The organism is Rhizobium sp. PAMB 3174 (genome assembly GCF_052908375.1).
In genome coordinates this window covers 2,847,897-2,873,278 of sequence record NZ_CM128608.1, presented here as the reverse complement: position 1 = coordinate 2,873,278, position 25,382 = coordinate 2,847,897, and the positions used below count along the sequence as shown (strand labels likewise).

The following is a 25,382-nucleotide window of genomic DNA, read 5'->3' as shown; positions in this document are numbered from 1 at the left end:
AGATAAATAACTGAATAATAGGGGTAAAAGGGGTTAGGCTGTCTTGTCTTTGACAGCTGTCCAATGTAAATATGTAAAGATTGTAAAACTCAAGCAGGGCGTGATTGCTGCGCTGCATTGTAAAGGCTTGTGACAAATGGCGGAAAATAAGATCTTTGCCGGCCCGCGCGTGCGCCGCATCCGCAATTCCCTGTCGTTGACCCAGACGGCGATGGCCGAAGCGCTCGGAATTTCGCCCTCCTACCTGAACCTGATCGAGCGCAACCAGCGGCCGCTGACCGTGCAGCTGCTCTTGAAGCTCGCTTCCGTCTACAAGATCGATATCGAGGAACTGCAGGGCGCGCAGGGCGGCTCTCTCTCTCAGCTGAAGGAGGTCTTTACGGATCCGCTGCTCGCCGGTGAAATCCCCGGGGAGCAGGAACTGGTCGAGGTGGCGGAGGCTGCGCCCAATGCCGCGGCCGGCATCGTCAAGCTCTACCGCGCCTTCAAGGAGCAGGCGGCACGGCTCAGCGACCTGTCGGAGGTGCTGGCGCGGGAAGGGCACGAAACGCTGCTCTCCGGCGCCCGGCTGCCAATGGACGAGGTGCGCGAGAAGCTGGAGCAGCGCCCCAATTTCTTTGCCCGGATCGAGGATGCGGCCGAGGCCTTCCATGCCGAACTCAAGCCCGGCGACGACCTGTCGTCCGCCCTGAAGGAATGGCTGAAGACAAAGCACGGCATCGTCGTGCGCACGCTGCCGGTCCACGCCATGCCGACCCTGCGTCGCCGCTATGACCGCCATTCCATGCGGCTCTTCCTGTCGGAGCGGTTGTCACCATTCGACCAGCTGCGCGAGGCGGCGATGGAGACGGTCATGCTCGCGCTCTCGGCGCCGATCGAGGCCGAGCTGGACGGCTTGGGCCTGTCATCGAACGAGGCGCGCCGCATTGCCCGCTTCGATCTCGCCCGCTATGCCGCGCATGCCCTCATGATGCCCTATGGTGCGTACCTCGCGGCCGCCCAGCGGGCCAGGTACGATATCGACGTGCTGCGGGCCCGCTTTGGCGTGTCCTTCGAGCAGGCGGCAAGCCGGCTGACGACATTGCAGCGTCCGGGAGCGGTCGGGTTGCCCTTCTTCCTTCTGGAGGCCGACCACTCCGGCCGTCAATTGCGCCGGGCGGGCGCCAGCGGCTTCCCGCAATCGGCCTTCGGCGGCGGCTGTCCCAAGCTCAACATTCACGCCGCTTTTGCCCAGCCTTCGCAGATCCTCGTCGATCACGTCGAGATGCCGAACGGCACGGGCTTCCTGACCGTCGCACGCACCCTCGAGGGTCCGCAGGCCATGTTCCATGAGCGGGTCCGGCGCACGGCGGTCCTTCTCGGGCTTCCCGTCGAGCAGGCCGGCGAGGTCGTCTACGGCGCGGCAATCGGCGGAAGCGGCATGCCGCCGGTCGCGATCGGCCCCTCCTGCAGGCTTTGCGAGCGGCAGGGATGTCTGTCTCGCGCCGAGCCGCCCGTGACCCGGCCGCTCGGTCTCGACGAGATGGTGACCGGGCTCAGCGCCTTCGACTTCCAGTAACGGAAGGCCACGCATCAGGGGAAAGAATTTTTCCTTGTGGCTTCGCAAAATCCTTTCTAGTCTGTCCCAAAATAAGCAAAGGGAACGGCTGGGGGACATCCTGGCATACTCGCGACAGGAGAAAATTGTGCGAAAATTTCTACTTAATGTATCGGCCGCAGCCATTGCGTCCGTAAGTTTAGTGGCTGTTGCCCATGCGGAAGACCGCGTTGTCAATGTCTATAACTGGTCCGATTATATCGACGAATCCATTCTCCAGGATTTCACCAAGGAAACCGGCATCAAGGTCGTCTACGACGTTTTCGATTCCAACGAGGTGCTCGAAACCAAGATGCTTGCCGGCGGCTCCGGCTATGACGTCGTCGTGCCGACCGCCGACTTCCTGTCGCGCCAGATCAAGGCGGGCGTCTTCCAGAAGCTAGACAAGTCCAAGCTGCCGAACATTTCGAACATGTGGGACGTCATCCAGCAGCGCACGGCCGTTTACGATCCCGGCAACGACTACGCCATCAACTATATGTGGGGCACGACCGGCCTCGGCTACAATGTCGACAAGTACAAGGAGATCATGGGCACCGACGCCAAGCCGGACTGGAACGTGCTGTTCGATCCGGAGATCGCCGCCAAGTTCAAGGATTGCGGCATCTATATGCTCGACGCGCCGACCGAGGCGATCCCAGCCGCGCTCAACTACCTTGGCCTCGACCCGAATTCGCACAATCCGGAAGAGCTGCAGAAGGCGGAAGAACTGCTGTTGAAGATCCGCCCCTTCGTGCGCAAGTTCCACTCGTCGGAATACATCAATGCGCTGGCGAACGGCGATATCTGCCTGGCCTTCGGCTGGTCCGGCGACGTCCTGCAGGCGCGTGACCGCGCCGATGAAGCCGGCGCCGGCGTTCATGTCAGCTACTCCATCCCCGCCGGCGGCGCGCTGATGTGGTTCGACATGATGGCGATCCCGGCCGATGCACCGCATCCGCAGGAAGCGCTCGAATTCCTCAACTACATCATGAAGCCGGAAGTGATCGCCAAGGCGTCGAACTACGTCTACTACGCCAACGGCAACAAGGCCTCGCAGGAATTCATCGACAAGGACGTTCTGGACGATCCGGCCATCTACCCGCCGGAAGAGACGATGAAGAAGCTCTACACCTTCATCCCCTACGACCAGAAAACGCAGAGACTGGCGACCCGGATCTGGACCAAGGTGGTCACCGGACAATAACAAAAGCTTGGAACAGCCCGGATAAATTCCGGGCTGTTTGCTTTTCAGAAGCAGGCATCGGGGGCCTTCATGAAGTCGCTTGGCAGCATTCGCCGTTCTTTCGCACCCTGGAATGATCCGGACGCAAAGCCGTTCATCTCCTTCCGCAACATCACCAAGAAGTTCGGCGATTTCGTCGCCGTTGATAACCTCTCGCTCGATATCTATCACCGCGAGTTCTTCGCGCTGCTCGGCGCGTCGGGCTGCGGCAAGTCGACGCTGCTGCGCATGCTGGCGGGCTTCGAACAGCCGAGCTCTGGGGAAATCATTCTCGACGGGCAAAGCCTTGCCGGCACGCCGCCCTATCGGCGCCCCGTCAACATGATGTTCCAGTCCTATGCCCTGTTCCCGCACATGTCGGTGGAAAAGAACATCGCCTTTGGCCTCAAGCAGGACGGCATGTCGTCCGCCGACATAGAGGCCCGCGTCACCCAGATGCTGAAGCTCGTCAAGCTGGATGAGTTCGCCAAGCGCAAGCCGCATCAGCTTTCCGGCGGCCAGCGCCAGCGCGTGGCACTTGCCCGCTCGCTTGCCAAGCGGCCGAAGGTGCTGCTGCTCGACGAGCCGCTCGGCGCGCTCGACAAGAAGCTGCGCGAGGAAACCCAGTTCGAGCTGATGGACCTGCAGCAGGAGCTCGGCCTCACCTTCATCGTGGTCACCCACGACCAGGAAGAGGCGATGACCATGGCCGACCGCATCGCCGTCATGTCGCGCGGCAATGTCATTCAGGTGGCGACGCCTGCCGAAATCTACGAGGCCCCGAACTCGCGCTTCGTTGCCGACTTCATCGGCGACGTCAACATTTTCGACGGCACGGTGACCGCGAATACGGACGGCGTGACGGAGATCGCGATCGGGGAGGGCTTCTCGGTCCGCGCCGAGCAATCGGAACCGCTCAGCGGCAATGCCGGTTTTGCCGTACGCCCCGAAAAGATCCGCGTGTCGCGCAATATGCCGGAGACGCCGGGCGTCAATTCCGCCGAGGGCGAGATGTGGGACATCGCCTATCTCGGCGACGTCACCGTCTTCCACGTGAAGCTGAAGAACGGCAAGGTCATCAAGGCGACCAGCCTCAACGCCCAGCGCGAGGTGCAGAACCCGCTCGGCTATGACGACCAGGTCTGGATCTCGTTCGACCAGAACGCCGGCGTCGTGTTGAGGGATTGATGATATGACACGCATCGGTTCGGCCATCTTCAACCGCCTGGTCATCGCCATACCCTATACGTGGCTGGTGGTCCTTTTCCTCGTTCCCTTCTTCATTGTCTTCAAGATCTCGCTGTCGACCTCCGAGATCGCGATGCCGCCCTATTCGCCGACCTTCTCGTTCGCCGATACGTTCGAGACGTTGCGGCAGAAACTCTCGGAACTGTCGCTCGACAATTACATCTGGCTGTCCCAGGACTCGCTTTACTACAAGTCCTACCTGTCCAGCCTGACGATCGCCTTCTTCTCCACCTGCCTGACGCTGGCCGTCGGCTATCCGATCGCCTACGGCATGGCGCAGGCGCCGCGGACCGTGCGTCCGACACTGCTCATGCTGGTCATCCTGCCGTTCTGGACGAGCTTCCTGATCCGCGTCTATGCCTGGATGGCCATCCTCAAGCCGGAAGGGCTGCTCAACCAGTTGCTTATGGGGATCGGCGTCATCCACGAGCCGCTGGTGATCCTCAACACCGACACCGCCGTCTACATCGGCATCGTCTATTCCTACCTGCCGTTCATGGTCCTGCCGCTCTATGCCGCGCTGGAAAAGATGGACGACACGCTGATCGAGGCGGCCGAGGATCTCGGCTGCACCCGGCTGACGGCCTTCTGGAAGATCACCTTTCCCCTGTCGCTGCCCGGCGTCTTCGCCGGCTGCCTGCTGGTCTTCATTCCCGCCGTCGGCGAATTCGTGATCCCGGACCTGCTCGGCGGATCGCAGACGCTGATGATCGGCAAGACGCTCTGGACGGAGTTCAACAACAACCGCGACTGGCCGCTGTCGTCCGCCGTGGCGACGATCCTTCTCCTGCTTCTGGTGATCCCGATCGTTCTCTTCCAGAATGCCCAGACGAAAGCGGAGAGCCGCTGATGAACCGCTGGTCCCGCTTCAACATCGCCTCCGTCACGCTCGGCTTCGCGTTCCTGTATCTGCCGATCGTGCTTCTGGTCATCTATTCCTTCAACAAGTCGAAGCTCGTCACTGTGTGGGCCGGCTTCTCGACCGTCTGGTATGTCGAATTGTTCCGCGACCAGGCGCTGCTCGACGCCGCCTGGGTGACGATCCGCGTCGGCCTGCTGTCGGCGACGGTGGCGACCGTGCTCGGCACCATGGCGGCGATTTCGCTGACCCGCTACACGCGCTTTCGCGGTCGGCTGCTGTTCTCCGGCATGATCTATGCGCCGCTCGTCATGCCGGATGTGATCACCGGCCTGTCGATGCTGCTCCTGTTCGTCGCGATCGGTCTCGACCGCGGCTTCTGGACGGTCACCATGGCGCATATCACCTTTTCCATGTGCTATGCCGCCGTCGTCGTGCAGTCGCGCCTGATCACCTTCGACCGCTCGATCGAGGAGGCGGCGATGGATCTGGGCGCCACGCCGGTCAAGACCTTCTTCCAGGTCACGCTGCCCGTGATCCTGCCGGCGATTTTCTCCGCATGGGTGTTGGCCTTCACGCTGTCGCTCGACGATCTGGTGATCGCCAACTTCACCTCCGGCCCCGGAGCGACGACGCTGCCGATGAAGATCTACAGCCAGGTGCGCCTGGGTGTGACGCCGGAAATCAACGCGGCCTGTACGATCCTGATCGGGTTTGTGACCACCGGCGTCATCATCGCCTCGATCGTGACCAAGCGACAGGAAGTTCGCCGGCAGCGCGACGAGCACATGGCCGCTGCCGGCCTTGTCGCCAATTGATGATGGCTATTCTGCCGCCGCAGCGGACTATTCTCCGCCCGGCGGCAGGAAGATATAGACGAGTATCCATGTTGGCAGGATGAAGATCGAGCCGAGAATAATGTTCGGCACGGCCCAGTTCAGGGCCTGACTTGCGTGTGTTGCCAGGCTTTCGGGGCTCTGCCCGATTATGGCCAGGAGTGAATCGATCGTGACGCCGAAGAACGATAGAAGCGCTCCCGCCATCAGCGACGCAATCAGTATCTTCAAAACGACGCCCGCAAATCGCAACAAGAAATGCCCCCAGATCAAATCCAATATATACATTATAGCATGTTCTTCTTTTCAAGAAATTATGCCGGATTGGGAATGCTCGAGATGGTAAAGGTGTAAAGTAAATGCCGCAGATGGCCGGATGCCGATCTGTCAAGCGGATGTTCGCCCGACCCCGTCGCCAAGAATCACTTCAAGCTCTTCCGAAACTGTAGTTGATCATCAGTAGCTTGCGCTTCAGCGGGAGCAAATACGCCATTTACCGTAGGACCTCGCATGGGACGATTGTCCCCACGGTCTCCGGGCGGAGCAGTATTTATATTGCGGTGCGGCATGCTATAGAGATAAAAAAATGAGGAGGAATGCATGACTGACGCAATGCCTTTGTGGGAGCCTTCGCCGGAATATCGGAAGAGCACACCGATGTTCGCCTTCATGTCCTATTGCGCCGAAAAGGCCGGGCATGAATTCGCCGACTACGACGCCTTTCACACATGGTCGATCACTGAACGTGGCGCCTTCTGGGAGGCCGTCTGGGACTATTGCGACGTCAAGGGCGTGCGCGGCGAGCGGGCGCTGATCCATGGCGACGACATGCTCGAAGCCCGCTTCTTTCCCGATGCAAGATTGAACTTCGCCGAAAACCTGCTGGCAAAGTCAGGCAGCGAAACGGCGATGATTTTCCGCGGTGAGGACAAGGTCGAGGACCGCTGGTCCTGGGATCGCCTGACTGACCTCGTCTCGCGCCTGCAGCAGGCCTACAAGGCAATGGGGATCGGCGAGGGGGACCGGATCGCCGCGATGATGCCGAACATGCCGGAAACGATCGCCTGCATGCTGGCGGCGGCCTCGATCGGCGCCATCTGGTCGTCCTGCTCTCCCGACTTCGGCGTTCAGGGCGTACTCGACCGCTTCGGACAGATCGAGCCCAAGCTCTTCATCGTCTGCGACGGCTACTGGTACAATGGCAAGCTGCAGGACGTTTCCGCCAAGGTGAAGGAGATCGTTGCAAAGCTTGGCGTGCCGGCGGTCATCATTCCCTATGCCGGCGATGCCGAGGCTCTTGCCGGTTCGGTTGCTGGTGCCAGCACGCTTGCCGCGTTTGTCGAACCCTATGCGGCGAAGGCGGTGGAGTTCACGCCGCTTCCGTTCTCGCACCCGCTCTACATCCTGTTTTCCTCGGGCACGACCGGCGTGCCGAAATGCATCGTCCATTCGGCGGGCGGCACGCTGCTGCAGCACCTGAAGGAGCATCGCTTCCATTGCGGGCTGGGAGACGGCGACCGTCTCTTCTACTTCACCACCTGCGGCTGGATGATGTGGAACTGGCTGGTCACGGGGCTCGCCTCCGGTGCAACGCTCTGCCTGTTCGACGGTTCCCCCTTCGCGCCGGACGAAAAGGTGCTGTTCGATTATGCCCGCGACGAAAAATTCGCGGTCTTCGGCACCTCTGCGAAATACATCGATGCCGTGCGCAAGAGCGGCTTCATTCCCAAGGACAGTCATGACCTGTCGTCGCTGAGAATGATGACGTCGACCGGTTCGCCGCTGTCGCCTGAAGGCTTCACCTTCGTCTACGAGGACATCAAGAAGGACATCCTGCTGGCGTCCATTTCCGGCGGCACGGATATCGTCTCCTGCTTCGTGCTCGGCAATCCGATGAAGCCGGTCTGGCGCGGCGAGATCCAGGGTCCCGGCCTCGGGCTCGCCGTCGACATATGGGACGACGAAGGCAAGCCGGTGCGTGGCGAAAAGGGCGAACTCATCTGCGCCAAGGCCTTCCCGAGCATGCCGATCATGTTCTGGAACGATCCGGAAAAGACCAAGTACAAGGCGGCCTATTTCGAGCGTTTCGACAACATCTGGTGCCATGGCGACTTCGCCGAATGGACGGAGCATGGCGGCATCATCATCCACGGCCGCTCGGATGCGACCCTCAATCCCGGCGGCGTGCGCATCGGCACGGCGGAGATCTACAATCAGGTCGAGCAGATGGAAGAGGTCGTCGAGGCGCTGTGCGTCGGCCAGGACTGGGACAACGACGTCCGTGTCGTCCTCTTCGTACGGCTGGCCCCGGGCGCTTCACTCGATGACGCGCTCGTCAAGGCGATCAAGACCCGCATCCGCGTCGGCGCCTCGCCGCGCCATGTGCCGGCCAAGGTGATCGCCGTCGCCGACATTCCGCGCACCAAGTCCGGCAAGATCGTCGAGCTCGCGGTGCGCGAGGTCGTGCATGGCCGACCGGTGAAGAACAAGGAAGCGCTGGCCAATCCGGAAGCCCTTGAACTCTACGCCGATCTTCCGGACCTGAAGGACTGAGCCGGGATCAGGTTCCCCGTTCCAGCGATCGCGACACCAGAATCGCTGGGACGAGGCCGGCGATGATGATGATGATCGCCGGCACCGAGGCATTGGCGACCTGCGAGCGCGATGCGTCCTCGTAGACGAGCGTCGCCAGCGTGTTGAAGTTGAAGGGGCGGAGCAGGATCGTCGCCGACAGTTCCTTCAGCGTTTCGATGAAGACCAGCAGTCCGGCGGTCAGAAGTGCCGGCCGCAGGTTCGGCAGGATGACCCGCCAGAGCGTCTGGCGGGCATTGTGGCCCAGCATGCGCGAGGCCATGTCGAGATGCGGCGAGAGCTTCTGCAGCCCCGCATCGATATTGCCCTCCGCCATGGTGATGAAACGCACCGTGCAGGCATAGACGATCGCAAAGCCGGTGCCCGACAGGATCAGCCCCAGCGAAAAGCCGAAATAGTCCTTGGTGAAGTGGGCGAAGAGATTGTCGAAGGCGGCAAGCGGCACGAGCACGCCGATCGCCAGCACGGTGCCGGGAATGCCGTAGCCGAAGGAGGCAAGCCGCACCAGCATCTTGACCAGCCGCGAGGAGTTGCTGCGCGCCGATTGCGACAGCGCGAAGCTCAAGCTGACGGCGACAACGGCGGTGATCGCGGCGATGGTGATGCTTGTGGTGAGCGCATCTATGAGCTTGGGCGAGGTAAAGGCCGGAAGGCGCTTCAACGCATAGGAGCCGAGCACGAGCACTGGCACGACGAAGCCGACGAGGACGGGCAGGGCGCAGGCCGTGACCGCCGCCCATTTCGCCCAGCCCTTCAGCTTGAGCCTGATGACATCATGAACCGCGGCGGTCGTCTTCTGGCTGGCGAAGCGTTGCTGGCGGCGCGCGCGTCGCTCGACGACCATCAGGACGGCGATGAAGACGAGGATGAGGCAGGCGAGCTGCACGGCGCCGACAAGGCTGCCGCGGTTGAGCCAGGTGTCGTAGATGGCGAAGGTCAGCGTGTTGACGCCGAGATACTGGACCGCGCCGATGTCGTTCAGCGTTTCCATCATCACCAGGGTGAGGCCGATCATCAGGGCCGGCCGGGCCATCGGCAATTGTACTCGGAAAAACACCTTGACCGGCCCGGCGCCGAGCGTGCGCGCCACGTCCGCGGCAGCCCGGCCCTGCATGCGGAACACCGAGCGGCAGGCGAGATAGACATAAGGGTAGAGAACCGCGGTCATGACGAGCACCGCGCCGCCGAGCGAGCGGATGTCCGGAAACCAGTAGTCGCGCATCGTCTTGAAGCCGAAGACGGTGCGGACCAAAGTCTGTGCCGGTCCGGTAAAGTCGAAGAACTCGCCGAACGCGTAGGCAGCGAGATAGGCGGGGAGCGCCAGCGGCAGGACGAGAACGGCGGAAAAGAACCGCCTGAGCGGGAAGTCGCAGGAGGAGACGAGCCAGGCACAGGCAACGCCGATCACGGCGGTCGCAAGACCGGTATAGGCCATCAGCGCCAGCGTGCGGCCAAGCGCGCGGGGAATGACGTTTTCGGCGAGGTGCCGCCAGGTGTCGGCATCTCCGGACGAGGCGATCCACAGGATCGCGAACACCGGCATGGCCGCGACCGCGAAAACGACGAAGGCCACGAGCGGTTGCCGCCACGTGCCGCGCCGTCTCACTCTCGAAGGTGCCGGCCCTTCCGTGACCAGCGTCGTCTGCGCCGCCAATTGGTGATCCCTTTAATCAGCTTATCCATCGGCTCTAGCCGATGAAGCCTCAGTCTGCAAGGACGCGCGGGGACGGGAAGGTGATTTCGACCAGCGTGCCGCGGCTCGGCTCCGACTGGATGGACAAGGATGCGCGGTTTGCTTCGACCATCGCCTTCGTCAGCGGCAGGCCGAGACCGGTACCGTCACCCTTCTGGCGATTGCCGCCGGAGACCTGGCGGAACGGCTTCATCGCCTGCTCCAGTTCGGCCTTCGACATGCCGATGCCGGTGTCACGGATCCTGAGCACGACGCTGCCATTGACCTCGTAGGAGGTCGACACGACGATCTGTCCGCCCGACGGCGTGAAGCGGATGGCGTTCGACAGGATGTTGAGCGCGATCTGCTTGACCGAGCGCAGGTCGGCGACCACCATCGGCACGGCCTGCGACAGCGCCGTTCGCACGATGACGCGCTGGTTGTTGGCTTGCGGCTGCACCAGGGACACGGCCTCCGACAGCGTCTCGTTGAGGCTGACGGCGGCGAAATCCATCTCCATCTGACCGGCTTCGATCTTGGAGATGTCGAGAAGGTCGTTGACGATATCGAGAACCAGCCGTCCCGAACGGCCGATGTCGTTCGCATATTCGATGTAGCGGTGATGCCCGATCGGCCCGAAGCGCTCGTTCGACATCATGTCGGAAAAGCCGATGATGGCATTCAGCGGCGTGCGGATCTCGTGGCTCACATGGGCGAGGAAATCGCTCTTGTGCTTGTTGGCCGTTTCCGCGTCGCGCTTCGCCTTGCGCAACTCTTCCTCGGTCCGCTTCCAGTTCGTCACGTCGCGGATGACGGCGCAATAGCCATCGGAGGAAGACAGGCGGCCGAGCGTCATGAACAGCGGAATGAAGCCGCCACCGGATTCCCGGCCGATCACTTCGCGGCCGTCGTTCAAAACGCTGGCGACGCCGTTGTCGGTCAGCCCGTTCAGATAGTCGGCGACCGCGCGCTGGCTTTCATGGGCAAACAGCATGGCGAAGGGTTTGCCGCGCGTGTCGGCCTCGTCATAGTTGAAGAGGGCGCTCGCCGAGCGGTTCATCGACCGGATGCCGCCCTCCGGCCCGATGATGACCACGCCGTCCGTCGCCGTCTCGAGAATGGAACGCAGCTCCTCGACCTCGATGCGCAGCCGGGACACATCTTCCTGCTCCGCCGGGGTCTCCTCGCCAATGAAAGGCAGGATGGTACCGGATGAGTCTTCCACCGGGGTGCCTGCGTCCGCGGCGGTGACCGGCGCGGACGGGATCAGCGCCAGCATCAACGCGTCGGAATCCTCGAAGCGGATCGACCGCAGCCGTGCGGCCACGGGAACGATGGTGTCGTCGGCGCGCACGATCATCATGCCGCCGCCGGCTTCGGACGTTTCCTCGAGCTCGCTTCTTTGCAGCAGCGCGTCGAGGCCACCGGCAGTCTCAAGCGTTTCGAGCGTCTCGTAGCCGGTCAGCTTGGCGAATTCGCCGTTGGCGTGGATCAGCCGGTCGCCGGCGTGAATGAGGATTGCCACCGGCATCTCGTCGATCGCGGAAGCGGGAAGCGGTGATGCCATGTCGCGGCGCGGCGGAAGAAACTCGCCGAGCGGATTGGTGTCGCGGGTTTCGTCGGCAGGTGACATCTGCTGCGAATGGCTTTCCGCCTCGACCATGCTTTCGGCTTCGGGTGAATCGGCAATGCTCTCGTCAACAGAAGCGACGTCCGCAGTCTCTGCCGGCAGCTCTTCCGTGCCGAGCCGTTTGGCGATCTCGCGGAATGCCGCCTGTTCGCCGGGGCTCAACCCGTCGTTCATGCGTGCGCGGTGTTCCTCCAGGCGGATGATCTTGTCCGACTGACGGCGGTCCGGTGTCTCGGTGACGAGAAGCGCCGGTGGTTCGCTCTGCGGCGTCGGGGCGATCGTTTCCGGCGACCATTCGATGCCGGCATCGTCGGCCGGCTGCTCATTGGCATGTTCGACGGTGTCGTCGCCCTGATCGTCCGACGGCGCGTCGTAGGCTATCTCGCTGTCAGCCGCGGAGGTCTGTATGTCGTCGGCCGGCGCGACGTCTTCCTGCTCTGCCACGGTCTCGACAGTGGCTTCCACCGTTTCCTCCGGTGCGGCTTGAGGCTGTTCGTCGGGCGCGGCAACGTCCGGGGCCTCGGAGTTGCTCTCGCTTTCCGTGGGCAGGGGCTTGCCGCTAAGCGTCAGTCCGGTTGCCAGCGGATCCTCGACCGCATCGGCGCGACGCACGATGCCGAAGCCGCGGAACCCGTCGAAACCGCGCGACCGGCTATAGGTCGGAAGGGCGGCGAGATCGACCGGCACCTTGAGGCTCGTGCCTTCGACCGGCCAGTAGATCGTCTTGCCGGACCATGTGTCGCGCTTCTTCAGAAGCTCGGTGATCTTGCCGTCCGGGTCGAGGTCGAAAAGATGCGCGAGGTCGCTGAAGGCGACGCCGTTGATCGCGGCGGCATTCTGGCCGACCGCCTCGGCGAATTCGTCCGAGACCTCGCAGAAATGGCCGTCCGCATCCACCTTCCAGACGAAGCGGATGGCGCGTCCCTCCGGATTGAACCGGAAATCGGACTTCGGCGCTTCCTGTGTGATGAAGCGTTCGACGGGCTCGGCAGGGGGTTGCTCGGCTTCGACCGGAGGAGCGTCCGTGGATGCGGCAGGCGCCATCGGAATGTCGGAGATCGTCATCGGAGGAATCTCGACCGACGGGTCGTCCGTCAGCAGGTCCATCAGAGAAGCCGGTTTTGCCGGCGGCTCGGCCTGGTCTTCCGTCTCCTGGTTGGTTTCCGCGGATGCTTCGTCGGAGACCGCTTCGGTCCCCATCCCGTCGTCCTCGCCGGATGTCGGGTCGGCAGGTTCGGAATAGTCCTGCACGCTCTCTTCGGCGAAGCGAGCACTGTCGTCCGGCGGCGCAACAGGCGCCTCCTCGGTGTCCTCCTGTTGCGGCGCTTCGACGACGAAGAGAAGATAGAGGCTGGGCTCTTCGGCAAGCCGGCCGATGGCGGCGGGCATCAGACCGCGTCCGGTTTCCAGCCGGCGCTTGAGAAGCCGGGCCGGTTCGTCAGCCGCATTGCCGGCCAGCGTCTGGACGGTTTCGGCGCTCATGCCGAGCTCGGCAAAGCCGCTGGACGAGGCCAGCACGAAACCGTTCTCGTCGAGGATCGCCACATGCGTATCCGGATCGTCGAAGCCTTCGATCATCCGCGCCGCAGTGGCCTGAGGCCCCTTTGGCTCGGAGACGGCAGGCACCGAAAGCAGGATCGCCTCGTCCATGCCGATGCGGATCATCTCGGCTTCGGCGCGCACGGTCGAACGCTGAAAGCCGTTCGGCACGCGAATGAGGAAACCGCGCACGTCGCCGATGCGCTCCAGGCTGCGCGCCATCACGGCCGCCTGCCGGAAGGTCAGGTCGTTCAGCGGCGGCGCCTGGTCTATGAAGTCGTAAACGGAGCTTCCGCCGAATACCGCAGCACCCGGGCCATTCGCCCACAGCACATCGTCCATGCTGGCGGAAAAGATCACCAGCGCCTCGCCGCGCGCAAAGCGGCCGCGAACGCGATCGTGGACGGCGACATCTATGAAAGGGTACTGCACGGCGGACATTTCAACCTTTAACGGGGAGGCTTGTATGCGCTGATATTTAACGCATTATTAATATCTTTCCCGCTCCTGCGGGTCCAGCATCGGCATCGGGAAACTCGTAAACAGAGTTAATTTATTGTGCGGCGCACAAAAGTTATTGCAATGCACAACGGACTGTATTATATAGTGCTCACCGAAGAACGCGAGGGTGCCTGTTTAAAGAGGGCCCTAACTCAAGGAGCGCAAAACAATGGCTACGAAGAAAACGCAGGACGTATTTTCCATTTCCACTTTCGACCCGAGCAAGCTCGGCGAAGGTTTTCGCGATTTCGCTGAAAAGGGTGCAGAGCAGTCCAAGGAAGCCTATGCAAAGATGAAGCAGGCTGCCGAAGAAGCAACGCAGACCGTTGAAGCGACGCTGAAGAATGCCCAGGCCGGCACCGTCGAACTCGGTCTCAAGACCATCGACACGATGCGCGCCAACGCTGAAAGCTCTTTCTCGCATTTCGAAGCCCTGCTCGGCGTAAAGTCGGTCGCAGAACTCTTCGAACTGCAGACCTCTTTCTTCCGCAAGCAGTCTGAAGCCGCCGTCGAGCAGGCCAAGTCCATGCAGGAAGCCAGCAAGAAGGTCGCTGAATCGGTTGCCGCGCCGTCCAAGGCTGCCGCCGAAAAGGCTTCGACCTACTTCAAGGCCGCCTGATCGGACAAATGTCCAACTGATGAAAAAGCCGGGTGGCAAAACCCGGCTTTTTTTTGTATTCAATATCAAGGGTCTTGCAAAAGCGGAAAACAGCCCGTATGTGACCCTCCGTGACGCCGAGGCGTCCAGTGTGCGGTTGTAGCTCAGTTGGTTAGAGCGCAGGTTTGTGGCACCTGAGGTCGTAGGTTCGATTCCCACCAACCGTACCATTTCTTCTTCCCCCGCTTTATTGCGTTTCGCTTGTGCCGGCGTCCGGCGGCGACGTTTGGTCGCCCGTCTTGTTGCCGGGCTCCAGCCGGTGCAGCAGTGCCAGGACGATGATCGCGCCGAGCGTCGCGATGCCGGCGATCAGCCAGAGGCCAAGGCCGCAGGCGAGGCCGACCGCGCCGGCGAGCCACATGCCCGCGCCGGTCGTCAGCCCGCGCACCCGTCCCTGACTGAAGACGATCATGCCGGCGGCCAGAAATGCCACGCCGCTTGTCAGAGCCTCGATCAGGCGGATCGGGTCGATCCGGATCGATTCGTCGGCGAAGGTCGGCATGTGGATGATCTCGATCGCCAGCACGGCGATGATCGCCGCCGTCAGGCTGACGAGAATATGCGTGCGCAGCCCCGCGGCGTGGCTCGCCATCTCCCGGTCGAGCCCGACGATCGCACCGCAGATCATGGCGATCAGGACCCGTACGGCGATCACTGACGGGGCGAGGAAGGTGGAGTAGTCGAATTCTCTGAAAAGTGCTTCCATGCGGAAGACAACTTCAAACCACCCTGCAGGGTTCCACTGAAGTGCTCAGATGAATCTCCCGCGTTCCTCCCGCACCAGTTCCTGCAGGAAGTCGATGACCGTCCGCACCCGCAGCAGGTCGCGGATGCTCTCGTGATAGGTGGTCCAGTAGGCGCGGCGGATCTCGATCTCCGGCAGCACCCTGACCAGCGTGTCCTTCTCGTGGGCGATGTAGTTGTGCAGGATGCCGATGCCGGCGCCCGAAAGCACGGCCTCGGTCTGACCGATCGATGAGGAGACGCCGAACGCCGTGTCCCAGTTGCGCAGGATATCGGCGCTGAAGTCCAGCGACGGCGTGAAGATCAGGTCTTCCACATAGCCGATGCGCGGATGGCGGCGCAGGTCTTCGATCCGCTCAGGTGTGCCGTTCTCCTTCACATAGTCTGCGGAGGCGTAGAGACCGAGGGTGTAGTCGGTCAGCTTCGACGAGATGAGCCGGCCCTGGTCCGGCCGCTCCAGCGTGATGGCGATGTCGGCCTCGCGCTGCGACAGCGAGAATGAGCGTGGCACCGGCACGAGTTCGATCTTGAGGTCGGGATAGCGCCGGATCAGCCGGCCCAGCCGCGGCGAGAGGAACGAGACGCCGAACCCGTCCGGCGCGCCGATGCGGACCGTACCGGCAATCGCGCTGTCGACCTTGGCGATCATCGCCTGCGCGGCCAGCATTTCGGTTTCCATGCGCTCGGCTGCCTTCAGGAAGGTCTCGCCCTCCGCCGTCAGGTCGCAGCCATTGGTGCGGCGGATCAAAAGCCGTGTGTTGAGGCTTTCTTCCAGCGCGCTGACACGGCGCGACAGCGTCGCATGGTTGACCCCCATGCGCTTGGAGGCCGACAGGATCTGCCCGCTTCGCGCGACCGCGAGAAACATGCGCACATCATCCCAGTCCATATCCACTCCGGCTTGAATTTTTGCACAACGGATATGTAAATCATGCCGTTGAATTGTGCAAATTAAAGTGCGATCCTCTCCTAAATCATCAAGGAGGAAACCCATGAAAAAGATTGGTCATTTCATCGGCGGCAAGCAGGTTGCCGGCACCAGCGGCCGTTTCGCGCCCGTCTACAATCCGGCGACCGGCGAAGTGCAGGCGGAAGTCGCGCTCGCCAGCGACGCCGAGCTGCGCGCTGCCGTAGAGAACGCGAAGGCTGCGCAGCCGCAATGGGCTGCCACCAACCCGCAGCGCCGCGCCCGCGTGTTCATGAAGTTCGTTGCCCTTCTCAATGACAACATGAACGAACTCGCCGAAATGCTGTCGAAGGAGCACGGCAAGACCATCGAGGACGCCAAGGGCGACATCGTCCGCGGTCTCGAAGTCTGCGAATTCGTCATCGGCATCCCGCACCTGTCGAAGAGCGAGTTCACGGAAGGCGCCGGTCCGAACATCGACATGTATTCCATCCGGCAGGCCGTCGGCATCGGCGCCGGCATCACGCCGTTCAACTTCCCGGCCATGATCCCGATGTGGATGTTTGCCCCGGCGATCGCCTGCGGCAACGCCTTTATCCTGAAGCCCTCCGAGCGTGATCCGTCCGTGCCGATCCGTCTGGCCGAACTGATGATCGAAGCCGGCCTGCCGGCAGGTATCCTCAACGTCGTCAACGGCGACAAGAGCGCGGTTGACGCGATCCTGACCGATCCGGATATCGGCGCCGTTTCCTTCGTCGGCTCGACCCCGATCGCGCGCTATGTCTACGGCACCGCTGCCATGAACGGCAAGCGCGCCCAGTGCTTCGGCGGCGCCAAGAACCACATGATCATCATGCCCGACGCCGACCTCGACCAGGCCGCCAACGCCCTGATGGGTGCCGGCTACGGTTCGGCCGGCGAGCGCTGCATGGCGATCTCGGTTGCCGTCCCGGTCGGCGAGGAAACCGCCAACCGCCTGATCGAAAAGCTGACCCCGATGGTCGAAGCGCTGCGCATCGGTCCCTACACCGACGACAAGGCCGACCTGGGCCCGTTGGTCACCAAGGAAGCCCAGGCCCGCGTCACGGGTCTCATCGACCGCGGCGTCGAGCAGGGCGCGAAGCTCGTTGTCGATGGCCGCGACTTCAAGCTGCAGGGCTATGAGAACGGCTACTTCGTCGGGGGCTGCCTGTTCGACAACGTCACCCCGGACATGGACATCTACAAGACGGAAATCTTCGGACCGGTTCTCTCGGTCGTCCGCGCCAAGAATTACGAGGAAGCCCTCGAACTGCCGATGAAGCACGAATACGGCAACGGCGTCGCGATCTACACCCGCGATGGTGATGCGGCCCGTGACTTCGCCTCGCGCATTAACATCGGCATGGTCGGCGTCAACGTGCCGATCCCGGTTCCGCTGGCCTACCACTCCTTCGGCGGCTGGAAGTCTTCGTCCTTCGGCGACCTGAACCAGCACGGCACGGATTCGATCAAGTTCTGGACCCGCACCAAGACGGTCACCAGCCGCTGGCCGTCGGGCATCAAGGACGGCGCCGAATTCGTCATGCCGACGATGAAGTAAGTGACAAGCCGGTGGCCCGGCCCCGGTAGATTCTTTTGACAAGAACCCCGGAAGCACTGCTTCCGGGGTTCTTCTTTTGCTATTGCCAGCCTGGCAATCAGCCGGCTTTCGGTACCTTAAGGTGAACCGTTAGCGTACCGTTGTCATAGGTCGCGTCCAGCGTTTGCCCCTTCGAGGAAACGACATGCGCAAACGTACCGTGGATGCGGCCGGCCTTGATCGCAATGACGGAGGCATCCGGTTCGGCTCCGCTCAAGTCGACCTGTAGCGTACCGCCGTTGATAGCGACTTCACCCGGCATGTCCACGCCGTGCGTGCTGACGGCAAGCGTTCCGCCATCGACCTGAAGGTCGCCGGTGCCGAGCGCGTCGGCGTGAGCCGCGACAAGTGTCCCGTCCTTCAGCACCGTACCACCCGCGTAGCTGTTGTGGCCGCCAAGCGTCAGCGTGCCGCTGCCGGCCTTTGTCAGCATGCCCTTCCCGGCAATGTCGTGCAGCCATTGGTCGTCGGCGCTGAAGCCACCTTTGTCGGCCTGCATGTTCACGGTGACATCTCCCGGGAATGCGCCGAAGCCTCCCGCTGCAGCGACGAGGTCCAGCCGGCCCCAGCCATTGCTCTTGTCGAGCAGCGGATAGCCGCTGTCGATGCCGGTGGTGTAGAGAACGACGCGGCGCTGGTCGGCGTCGAGATAGGGGAAGCGGGTTTCAATCAGCGCTTCCGCGCCCTTCGGCACGATCATCGCCTGGCCGGCCTTCGCCTTGTCCTGCGGCAAGCCGTATGTCATGCGCTGACGGTAGACATCCGCATCGGCGAAGTAGCTGGAGAAGCGGTCATCCTTTGCCGTATGGGCCGCGGCATAGAGGCTCTCGCCGGCCGGCACGTTCGCCTTCATCGTCGCCGTCATGTTGTCGAGCGCCCGGACCTTCAGCTCGGAATTGGCGGGATCGTTGAGGTAGGCCGCGGCCGTCGCTGTCGCCATGATGCGTCCGCCGATGACGTCGAGCGGCGAGTGCATGCCGGTGACGACGCGATGCTCGCCGAGTTCGGATGCGCGCGTCAGCAGTTCCGCAAACCGCACCGGCAGCGCATAGGCGTAGGCAAAGGCAGAGACATAGGCGGCATTGGTGTGGCCGGACGGGAAGCCGCCGTCCTTTCTCCGTCCCCGGGTTTCGCGGGCGCTGAGCAAAGCGGGAATGACATTGACATGACTGTCGTAGACTTCGACCGTCTTGTCGCCGAGCGGCTCCGTACCGGTCTGCACGACGTCACCGCTATCCGTCATGCGCCAGGGGCGTGGCGAGGCGTAGAAGTACTTGGCCGGAGAGGTCGAACCTTCCGGTCCACGCATCACGGTCATGAAGGCGATGAAATCCTGAAGCGACGGATTGCCGGTGCCGGCCTCGCTGCCCTGATCCTCTTCCTTTTCGGCCAGAGGCGCATTCGGATCGAAGTCGGCGAGCGTATGGGCGATGGTCGTCGTCGCACCGGCTTCGCGGCGATAGATGTCGGCAAGCGGCCCCATGCCGTCGATCACCGAATTGCCCTGCGCGCGGCGATCGTCGAGATAGGCGGCAAGCGCGTTTTCGGTCGTCCGCGAAGGCCCGGTCACGTCTAGTACATAGCGCATGTTGGCTGCCCAGATGTCCGGCGCAACGATCTTGACCTTGCTGTAGTCTTCGGGCCCATCGCCGTTCGCGCCGCCATCGGCCCAGGCGGTGTCGCCCAGTGACCATATATCGTCGAAGCCGGACAGGATCTGGATGATCGGATTGTCGGCCCGGTCATACTTGTTGATCTTGCTGCCGTCGGCCTTGAGGCCGGCCTGCGCCTTGTAGTTGTCGACGACGGGCAAGGGGTAGGCTGCTTCGGGAACAGGAACGGCAAAGGTGCCGGCGGGAACCGGAGCGGCGAACGCCGAACCGGCGAGAAGCACGATGGCCGTGGACGCAAACAAGCCGCGCGACCGCAGGGGCTGGCAAAGCAAAGGCATGAAATCTCCTTTTGGGGCGTTCCGGAGCGAGGTCCGTCAGCCTTCGATCCGGAGGCTCAGCCCATCGTCCCACGCCCTCAGAACATGGATTGTGACAATTCGCCGCCTCTTGTCGGAGATGAAGCAAACCGCGGCTCCGGAGGCAACGGCCTCTCGTCTAGGTAGCGGCTGTAACAATCGGATGACATGTTGCGCACGCCAGTGCGATTTCCACGCGAACTCCAAAAAAGAAAAACCGGCCCAGATGGGCCGGTCGGGAAATGACATATCGGTTTTGCCGGCAGTGCCGGTTTCTACATCGACGGGCCTTCGTTGTAGCCCGTCTTGTCGACGAGTTCGGAGGCCAGCTTGCGATTGTTGGCAATGTCGATCAGGGGAAGCGGATCGGCTTTCAACGTGCCGAAGGACTTGACGATCTCGGACGGCTCCGCGCCGGCGATGACCGGATATTCGAACACGCGTTCGGCGTAGATTTCCTGCGCTTCCTTGGTCGTCAGGAATTCCATCAGCTTGACGGCGTTATCCTTGTTGGGCGCGTGCTTGGCGAGCGCCATGCCGGAAATGTTGACATGCGTGCCGCGGTCTTCGGCATTCGGGAAGATCACGTTGATGGCGCCTGCCCATTCCTGCTGTTCCGGCTCGCTGGTGTCCGTCATCATCAGGCCGACATAATAGGTGTTGCCGAGCGCGATGTCGCATCCGCCGGCATAGATGTCCTTGGCCTGCGAGCGGTCGTTGCCGTCCGGCTTGCGCACGAGGTTGTCGCGGACGCCCTTGAGCCAGGTTTCCGCATATTCGGGACCGTGATGGGCGATCATCGAGGCAAACAGCGCGAGATTGTACTGGTGCTGTCCGTCGCGCGTGCAAAGCCGGCCCTTCCACTTCGGATCGGCAAGCTCCTCATAGGTGATCTGCTTTTCCTCGACGCGCTCCTTGGACGCGTAGATGACGCGGCCGCGCCGCGTCAGGCCGAACCAGTAGCCATCCGGATCGCGGTATTCGGCCGGGATGTCCTTGTTGACGACGTCGTTGACGAGCGGCTGGGTGATGCCGCCATCCTTGGTTTCGACGAGACGACCGATGTCGACGGTCAGGATGACGTCTGCCGGGGAGTTTTCACCTTCGGCGCGCACACGCTCGACCAGACCCTTGTCGAGGAACAGAACGTTGGTTTCGATGCCCGTCTCCTTGGTGAAGGCATCGAGCAGCGGCTGGATCAGATCCGGCTGACGATAGGAATAGATATTGACTTCCTCGGCAAGAGCCGGTGCGGCGAGCGAGACAAGTGCCGCCGCGGCGGTGAGGGTGGCAAGCTTCTTCTGAAAGCCGTTCATCGCAAACTCCTGATTTTGTCAAATGTTGATGGTTTTCATCATGTTTCTAATGTAAATGTCAATGGCAATCCGGACTAGCGAAAAAAGATGATTGTGATTTTCGTATTTTGGAATTGTTCCAAACTACGAATGGCCCTATATAAACATGACGGCCAAGGAAGACTTTAAACGGAGATCGGCATGCGACTGACGAAACAGACCAATTATGCGGTGCGCATGCTGATGTATTGCGCGGCCAACGAAGGTCGGCTGAGCCGTATTCCGGAGATCGCCAAGGCCTACGGGGTTTCCGAACTGTTTCTGTTCAAGATTCTGCAGCCACTCAACAAGGCCGGCATCGTCGAGACGGTGCGTGGCCGCAACGGCGGCGTACGCCTCGGCCGGCCGGCGGACAAGATCAGCCTGTTCGATGTGGTCAAGGTCACCGAAGACAACTTCGCCATGGCCGAATGCTTCGAGGACGGCGTGGCCGAATGCCCGCTGGTCGACAGCTGTGGCCTGAACTCGGCCCTGCGCAAGGCCCTGAATGCCTTCTTCGAAGTCTTGATGGACTATTCGATCGACGATCTGGTCAAGGCGCGTCCGCAGATCAACTTTCTGCTCGGCATCGACGAAACCGAGCGGGTCCGGGCCGGCCTGGCGGCACCCGCCGCCTGAGCCCTTCGCGGTCGGCCGTCAAATTCCGAGCTTGTCCCTCAGTCCGTACCACCATGCGCCGAGCGCGGTGAGCGGCACCCGGAAAGTCTTTCCGCCGGGGAAGGGGAAGTTCGGCAGCGAACTCCACACATCGAACCGTTCGGCATGGCCGGACACGGCCTCGCCCAGGATCTTGCCGAGCAGGTGAGTCGTCGTCACGCCGTGACCGCTGTCGCCGTGCGAGAAGTAGACGGTATCGGACAGCTTGCCCATATGCGGAATGCGGCTGAAGGTCAGCGCGAAATTGCCGCTCCAGGCAAAGTCGATCTTCTTGCTTGAAAGCGACGGGAAGGTCTTGGCCAGATGCGGCTGGATCTTGGCGACGATATTGGCCGGATCCTGCCCACCATAGCCGATGCCGCCGCCGAACAGCAGCCGGTTGTCGGCGGTACGGCGGTAATAGTCGAGCACGTAGTTGGCATCCTCGACGCAGTAGTCCGCCGGCAGCAGATTGGCGATGGTGGCCTCGTCCAGCGGTTCGGTGACGATCACCTGGCTCGAAACCGGCATCATCCGGCTACCGATCTGCGGCAGCAGTTCGCCGAGATAGGCATTGCCGCAGACGATCACGTACTTCGCCCTGACCGATCCCGTTGCAGTGCGCACCGAGGGTGAGGGGCCGGTGTCGACGCCCGTCGCCCGGCTGTTTTCGAAGATGCGGCCACCGAGGCTTTCCAGCGCCCGCGCCTCACCGAGCACCAGGTTCAGCGGGTGAATGTGGCCGCCGTGCCGGTCGACCATGCCGCCGGCGTAGAGATCGCATTTGACGATGCCCGGCAGGTCGGTCTTCGCGACCATCTCCAGCCCGTCATGGCCGTGCTTTTCCCAATGTGCCTTGTGCGCCTCCATCTCGCGGATCTGCTTGTCGGTGAACGCCGCGAAGAACCCGCCATGCCTGAGGTCGCAATCGATGCCGTATGTTTCAACGCGCTCACGGATAATGTTGCCGCCCTCAAGCGACATGGCGCCAAGCTCAACCGCCTTCTCCTCGCCGTAGCGGGAAGCGATGGTTTTCAGGTCGCGGCTGTAGCCGTTGACGATCTGGCCGCCATTGCGCCCGGAGGCGCCGAAACCGATGCGGCTGCCCTCCAGCACGACGACCGAATAGCCGCGCTCGGCCAGCGTCAGGCCGGCGGAAATCCCGGAAAAACCGGCGCCGATGACACAGACATCGGTCTCGACATCACCCTCGAGCGTTGGACGGATGGTCTTGTCGTTGGCGCTGGAGGCGTACCAGGAAGGGGCATGGCCCGGGTTGTTGGCAAGCGAAGTCGGTGCGTTCATGTCAGACCGTCCTGATGTAGGCATCATATTCGACATCCGTCACGCGGAGCGAGAATTCGGAAATCTCCTGCTGTTTGCAGGAGGCGTATAGCGCCCGGTACTTCGGTCCGAAGGTCGCATAGGCGAAACCGGATTTGGCGAACTTGCCAAGCGCATAGTCCCAGTTGGTCGGCAGCGGCTCATGGCTGATCGCATGGTCGTCGCCGGTAATCGCACCGCCCGGCTGGATCTTTTCGCGCATGCCGAGAAGGGCCGCGTTGAGGATCATCGCCAGCACGAGGTAGGGGTTTGTGTCGGCGCCCGCCACGCGGTGCTCGATGCGCGTCGCCGGCTTGCTGGCGACGATGACGCGGACCGCAGCCGAGCGGTTGTCGATGCCCCAGGAGGCATAGGTCGGCGCGTGCTCGCTTGGCCTGAGCCGGCGATAGGAATTGGCATGCGGCGCGAACACCGCCATGCTCTCGCCCATGTTGGCAAGCAGCCCGCCGACGGAATGGAACAGCGTGTCGGCCGGACCGTTCTCGCCGGCATAGATGTTGTTGCCGCTCTCGTCGAGAACCGAGAAATGCACATGCATGCCGCTGCCGGCCTGCAGGCCGTAGGGCTTGGCCATGAAGGTGGCGTCGAGATCGTGCTTGCGCGCCACGCCCTTGACGATGCGCTTTAAAAGCAGCGCGTTGTCGGCGGCTTCCAGCGCATCCGGGACATGATTGAGGTTGATCTCGTACTGGCCGGGACCGTTTTCGCGCAGCGTCGTATCGGCTGGCACCGATTGCGCCCGACAGGCAATCGCGATGTCGTGAAAGACATTCTCGAAATCCTGCAGTTCCGAGATCGACAGTACCTGCGTCTGGCCGCTCTGCCAGCGGCCCTCGCGCGAATTCGGCGGCCGCACGGGATCGAGCGCCGAGCGCACCGGGTCGATGAGGTAGAACTCAAGCTCGGTGGCGACGACGGGCGTCAGCTTCAGTTTGCGGTACTTCTCCAGGACGTTCGCCAGCACCTGGCGCGGATCGCCGTAAAAGCCCTTGCCGTCGGAATCCCTCATGCCGAGCATGACCTGCGCCGTCGGCCTTTGCAGCCAGGTGACGCGCGACAGCGTGCCAGGAACCGGAAAGCACATGCCGTCTGGATCGCCGGTGCCTTCGGCAAGGCCGGCGGCGTTGACGTCGCGGCCCCAGACGTCGAGCGCGTAGACCGAGCGCGGGATCGCCATCCCCTTTTCGAGCACGTCGAGGGCGCGGTCCCGAGGGATCCACTTGCCCCGGGGAACGCCGTTCACATCGATGACGAAGGCCTCCAGGATCTCGATGTCCGGATTGTCCCGGAAGAAGGTCTCGGCATCAGTCATTGCATTCATAAGGCACCGGTGTTCGGAGCGCTTTCCGGGATTGGAAAGGCGGAATGGATGGGAGCGGGCAGACCCGCGCCGGGCAAATCTAGCGTTTCTTCCCAGCAGGTGGCAAGCGCGCGGCACTGTCCGTCGATCCGGTGCGGATTTATCTTTGGCCAATCCGCGGCGTTGCGTGTATGTCTCGCGCAGCAGAACCGATCGATCCGAAGCGGGTGGAATGCTGGACGCCAACGCCTCAACTGCCGAACTTTCAAGCGGAGAGACCATGCCGGCCGAACTGGTCCGGGCATGGACATGGCTTGGAGAGGCCTCGCCGCTTCGACTGAGTTGGTCGCCCCTCGACGGAGACTGGTTCACCGTTGCCGACCTCGCCGATCCCGGCTCCGAGGCGCTCTCCACGCTGCTGGCCTACCAGCGCTCCTTCGCCCGCGGCATGGATCAGCGAACGCAGGCGGCCTATCTCATCGGCCAGTACAGCTATTTCCATGCGCTTGCGGTGGCAGCGGCTATTTTGCGCGAGGCCGTCGTCCCCGTCTTCGCTCCAAACGCCCTGAAATGGCACCTCGTATCCGGAGAAGGCGGAATGCCGGCCCGGCTCGAACTCGGCGTGACGGAAGCCTCCATCCGGCCCGTGTCCGAAAATATCGCGGCGACGGAGTTGGAGCGCGCCTTGGCGCCGATCATCGAAGCGCTGAAAACGAGAACCGGCTTCGGTCGCCGGCCGCAATGGCGGATCGCCGCCGATTCCATCGCCTCTGCCTTTCTCGATGTCGGCAAGTCGGACGGGGATCAGGAAAGGGCGGCAGAGCTTGCCGATGCAACCCTCAAGGCCGAAGGTTCTCCATTCGCCAACGGCGCGCTCGCCTTCGAGCGGGTTTCCTCTTCCAAGGGCGATGCAAGCGAGATATTCCGGCTTCGCGGCGGGTGCTGTCGCTATGTGAAGGTTGAGGACGGCAGCCTGTGCCCGACCTGCGTCCTGCGCGACCGCGAAGAGCAGCTTGCCCTTCTGCAACGCTTCATGGACGAGCGGCAGGGCTGAAAGCAGCGACAACGGGCTGGCGCTTCGTTGGGCTCATGTGCCAGTCTGGCCGAAGCATAAGCCGCAACGCGCTGCCGGACAATGAGAAACGGCATTCGCCAAGCAGGAGACAGGGA

General features: G+C 62.4%; 19 protein-coding genes and 1 tRNA gene. 11 read left to right on the top strand and 9 right to left on the bottom strand.

What is annotated here, in order from left to right; genetic code table 11:
* Positions 1-136: 136 nt before the first annotated feature.
* From ACU5AY_RS13785 to ACU5AY_RS13765, 5 genes are all read left to right on the top strand, one after another.
* Positions 137-1,558, top strand: a complete 1,422-nt coding sequence (locus tag ACU5AY_RS13785; protein ID WP_446826653.1) for a helix-turn-helix domain-containing protein — start codon at positions 137-139, stop codon at positions 1,556-1,558.
* 127 nt (positions 1,559-1,685) lie between these two features.
* Complete coding sequence (locus ACU5AY_RS13780; protein ID WP_446826652.1) at positions 1,686-2,783, top strand: polyamine ABC transporter substrate-binding protein; 1,098 nt, start codon at positions 1,686-1,688, stop codon at positions 2,781-2,783.
* A 69-nt stretch (positions 2,784-2,852) separates the two neighbouring features.
* On the top strand, positions 2,853-3,989 hold the full coding sequence (locus ACU5AY_RS13775; RefSeq protein ID WP_446826651.1) for an ABC transporter ATP-binding protein: 1,137 nt from the start codon (positions 2,853-2,855) through the stop codon (positions 3,987-3,989).
* A gap of 4 nt (positions 3,990-3,993) precedes the next feature.
* Positions 3,994-4,899, top strand: coding sequence for an ABC transporter permease subunit (locus tag ACU5AY_RS13770; protein WP_446825275.1), 906 nt, complete (start codon positions 3,994-3,996; stop codon positions 4,897-4,899).
* Positions 4,899-5,726, top strand: coding sequence for an ABC transporter permease (locus tag ACU5AY_RS13765; protein WP_446825274.1), 828 nt, complete (start codon positions 4,899-4,901; stop codon positions 5,724-5,726). The genes ACU5AY_RS13770 and ACU5AY_RS13765 overlap by 1 nt, the downstream gene beginning before the upstream one ends.
* A gap of 27 nt (positions 5,727-5,753) precedes the next feature.
* Here ACU5AY_RS13765 and ACU5AY_RS13760 read toward each other — a convergent pair whose 3' ends face one another.
* Entirely contained in the window at positions 5,754-6,023 is a 270-nt protein-coding gene (locus tag ACU5AY_RS13760; protein WP_446826650.1) for a DUF6460 domain-containing protein, read from the bottom strand.
* A gap of 321 nt (positions 6,024-6,344) precedes the next feature.
* Here ACU5AY_RS13760 and ACU5AY_RS13755 point away from each other — a divergent pair, with 321 nt between their 5' ends.
* The gene (locus tag ACU5AY_RS13755) at positions 6,345-8,297 is read left to right on the top strand and encodes an acetoacetate--CoA ligase (protein ID WP_446826649.1); all 1,953 of its coding nucleotides are present in this window, start codon (positions 6,345-6,347) and stop codon (positions 8,295-8,297) included.
* Positions 8,298-8,304: 7 nt separating this feature from the next.
* Here the strand turns inward: ACU5AY_RS13755 and ACU5AY_RS13750 are convergent, their stop codons facing one another.
* Positions 8,305-9,879, bottom strand: a complete 1,575-nt coding sequence (locus ACU5AY_RS13750; protein WP_446829022.1) for an ABC transporter permease — start codon at positions 9,877-9,879, stop codon at positions 8,305-8,307.
* 160 nt (positions 9,880-10,039) lie between these two features.
* On the bottom strand, positions 10,040-13,618 hold the full coding sequence (locus ACU5AY_RS13745; protein ID WP_446826648.1) for an ATP-binding protein: 3,579 nt from the start codon (positions 13,616-13,618) through the stop codon (positions 10,040-10,042).
* A gap of 229 nt (positions 13,619-13,847) precedes the next feature.
* Here ACU5AY_RS13745 and ACU5AY_RS13740 point away from each other — a divergent pair, with 229 nt between their 5' ends.
* Both ACU5AY_RS13740 and ACU5AY_RS13735 read left to right on the top strand, forming a co-directional pair.
* Entirely contained in the window at positions 13,848-14,297 is a 450-nt protein-coding gene (locus ACU5AY_RS13740; RefSeq protein ID WP_446825270.1) for a phasin, read from the top strand.
* Between the two features lie 132 nt (positions 14,298-14,429).
* Positions 14,430-14,506: transfer RNA gene (locus ACU5AY_RS13735), tRNA-His, on the top strand.
* Between the two features lie 17 nt (positions 14,507-14,523).
* On the opposite strand, the gene ACU5AY_RS13730 is transcribed toward ACU5AY_RS13735, so the two are convergent.
* Positions 14,524-15,042, bottom strand: coding sequence for an MgtC/SapB family protein (locus ACU5AY_RS13730; protein ID WP_446826647.1), 519 nt, complete (start codon positions 15,040-15,042; stop codon positions 14,524-14,526).
* Positions 15,043-15,087: 45 nt separating this feature from the next.
* Entirely contained in the window at positions 15,088-15,969 is an 882-nt protein-coding gene (locus ACU5AY_RS13725; protein ID WP_446826646.1) for a LysR family transcriptional regulator, read from the bottom strand.
* A gap of 103 nt (positions 15,970-16,072) precedes the next feature.
* Between ACU5AY_RS13725 and ACU5AY_RS13720 the strand changes: the two genes are divergently transcribed.
* On the top strand, positions 16,073-17,569 hold the full coding sequence (locus ACU5AY_RS13720) for a CoA-acylating methylmalonate-semialdehyde dehydrogenase (protein ID WP_446826645.1): 1,497 nt from the start codon (positions 16,073-16,075) through the stop codon (positions 17,567-17,569).
* 97 nt (positions 17,570-17,666) lie between these two features.
* Here the strand turns inward: ACU5AY_RS13720 and ACU5AY_RS13715 are convergent, their stop codons facing one another.
* Both ACU5AY_RS13715 and ACU5AY_RS13710 read right to left on the bottom strand, forming a co-directional pair.
* Positions 17,667-19,559, bottom strand: a complete 1,893-nt coding sequence (locus ACU5AY_RS13715; RefSeq protein ID WP_446826644.1) for a phosphatase PAP2 family protein — start codon at positions 19,557-19,559, stop codon at positions 17,667-17,669.
* A gap of 293 nt (positions 19,560-19,852) precedes the next feature.
* Positions 19,853-20,893, bottom strand: coding sequence for a Fe(3+) ABC transporter substrate-binding protein (locus tag ACU5AY_RS13710; protein WP_446826643.1), 1,041 nt, complete (start codon positions 20,891-20,893; stop codon positions 19,853-19,855).
* Positions 20,894-21,073: 180 nt separating this feature from the next.
* Here ACU5AY_RS13710 and rirA point away from each other — a divergent pair, with 180 nt between their 5' ends.
* Positions 21,074-21,550, top strand: coding sequence for an iron-responsive transcriptional regulator RirA (gene rirA, locus ACU5AY_RS13705; protein ID WP_446825265.1), 477 nt, complete (start codon positions 21,074-21,076; stop codon positions 21,548-21,550).
* Positions 21,551-21,568: 18 nt separating this feature from the next.
* Here the strand turns inward: rirA and ACU5AY_RS13700 are convergent, their stop codons facing one another.
* Both ACU5AY_RS13700 and ACU5AY_RS13695 read right to left on the bottom strand, forming a co-directional pair.
* Positions 21,569-22,873, bottom strand: coding sequence for an NAD(P)/FAD-dependent oxidoreductase (locus ACU5AY_RS13700; protein WP_446826642.1), 1,305 nt, complete (start codon positions 22,871-22,873; stop codon positions 21,569-21,571).
* Position 22,874: 1 nt separating this feature from the next.
* On the bottom strand, positions 22,875-24,224 hold the full coding sequence (locus ACU5AY_RS13695; RefSeq protein ID WP_446826641.1) for a glutamine synthetase family protein: 1,350 nt from the start codon (positions 24,222-24,224) through the stop codon (positions 22,875-22,877).
* Between the two features lie 220 nt (positions 24,225-24,444).
* Between ACU5AY_RS13695 and ACU5AY_RS13690 the strand changes: the two genes are divergently transcribed.
* Entirely contained in the window at positions 24,445-25,266 is an 822-nt protein-coding gene (locus ACU5AY_RS13690; protein ID WP_446826640.1) for a hypothetical protein, read from the top strand.
* Positions 25,267-25,382 lie beyond the last annotated feature (116 nt).

Excerpts from the sequence above, each read along its gene's own strand:
- ACU5AY_RS13785 (WP_446826653.1), top strand. The coding sequence starts at position 137 with ATGGCGGAAAATAAGATCTTTGCCGGCCCGCGCGTGCGCCGCATCCGC.
- ACU5AY_RS13775 (WP_446826651.1), top strand. The coding sequence starts at position 2,853 with ATGAAGTCGCTTGGCAGCATTCGCCGTTCTTTCGCACCCTGGAATGAT.
- ACU5AY_RS13770 (WP_446825275.1), top strand. The coding sequence starts at position 3,994 with ATGACACGCATCGGTTCGGCCATCTTCAACCGCCTGGTCATCGCCATA.
- ACU5AY_RS13765 (WP_446825274.1), top strand. The coding sequence starts at position 4,899 with ATGAACCGCTGGTCCCGCTTCAACATCGCCTCCGTCACGCTCGGCTTC.
- ACU5AY_RS13755 (WP_446826649.1), top strand. The coding sequence starts at position 6,345 with ATGACTGACGCAATGCCTTTGTGGGAGCCTTCGCCGGAATATCGGAAG.
- ACU5AY_RS13750 (WP_446829022.1), bottom strand. The coding sequence starts at position 9,879 with ATGCCGGTGTTCGCGATCCTGTGGATCGCCTCGTCCGGAGATGCCGAC.
- ACU5AY_RS13745 (WP_446826648.1), bottom strand. The coding sequence starts at position 13,618 with ATGTCCGCCGTGCAGTACCCTTTCATAGATGTCGCCGTCCACGATCGC.
- ACU5AY_RS13740 (WP_446825270.1), top strand. The coding sequence starts at position 13,848 with ATGGCTACGAAGAAAACGCAGGACGTATTTTCCATTTCCACTTTCGAC.
- ACU5AY_RS13730 (WP_446826647.1), bottom strand. The coding sequence starts at position 15,042 with ATGGAAGCACTTTTCAGAGAATTCGACTACTCCACCTTCCTCGCCCCG.
- ACU5AY_RS13725 (WP_446826646.1), bottom strand. The coding sequence starts at position 15,969 with ATGGACTGGGATGATGTGCGCATGTTTCTCGCGGTCGCGCGAAGCGGG.
- ACU5AY_RS13720 (WP_446826645.1), top strand. The coding sequence starts at position 16,073 with ATGAAAAAGATTGGTCATTTCATCGGCGGCAAGCAGGTTGCCGGCACC.
- ACU5AY_RS13715 (WP_446826644.1), bottom strand. The coding sequence starts at position 19,559 with ATGCCTTTGCTTTGCCAGCCCCTGCGGTCGCGCGGCTTGTTTGCGTCC.
- ACU5AY_RS13710 (WP_446826643.1), bottom strand. The coding sequence starts at position 20,893 with ATGAACGGCTTTCAGAAGAAGCTTGCCACCCTCACCGCCGCGGCGGCA.
- rirA (WP_446825265.1), top strand. The coding sequence starts at position 21,074 with ATGCGACTGACGAAACAGACCAATTATGCGGTGCGCATGCTGATGTAT.
- ACU5AY_RS13700 (WP_446826642.1), bottom strand. The coding sequence starts at position 22,873 with ATGAACGCACCGACTTCGCTTGCCAACAACCCGGGCCATGCCCCTTCC.
- ACU5AY_RS13695 (WP_446826641.1), bottom strand. The coding sequence starts at position 24,224 with ATGACTGATGCCGAGACCTTCTTCCGGGACAATCCGGACATCGAGATC.
- ACU5AY_RS13690 (WP_446826640.1), top strand. The coding sequence starts at position 24,445 with ATGCTGGACGCCAACGCCTCAACTGCCGAACTTTCAAGCGGAGAGACC.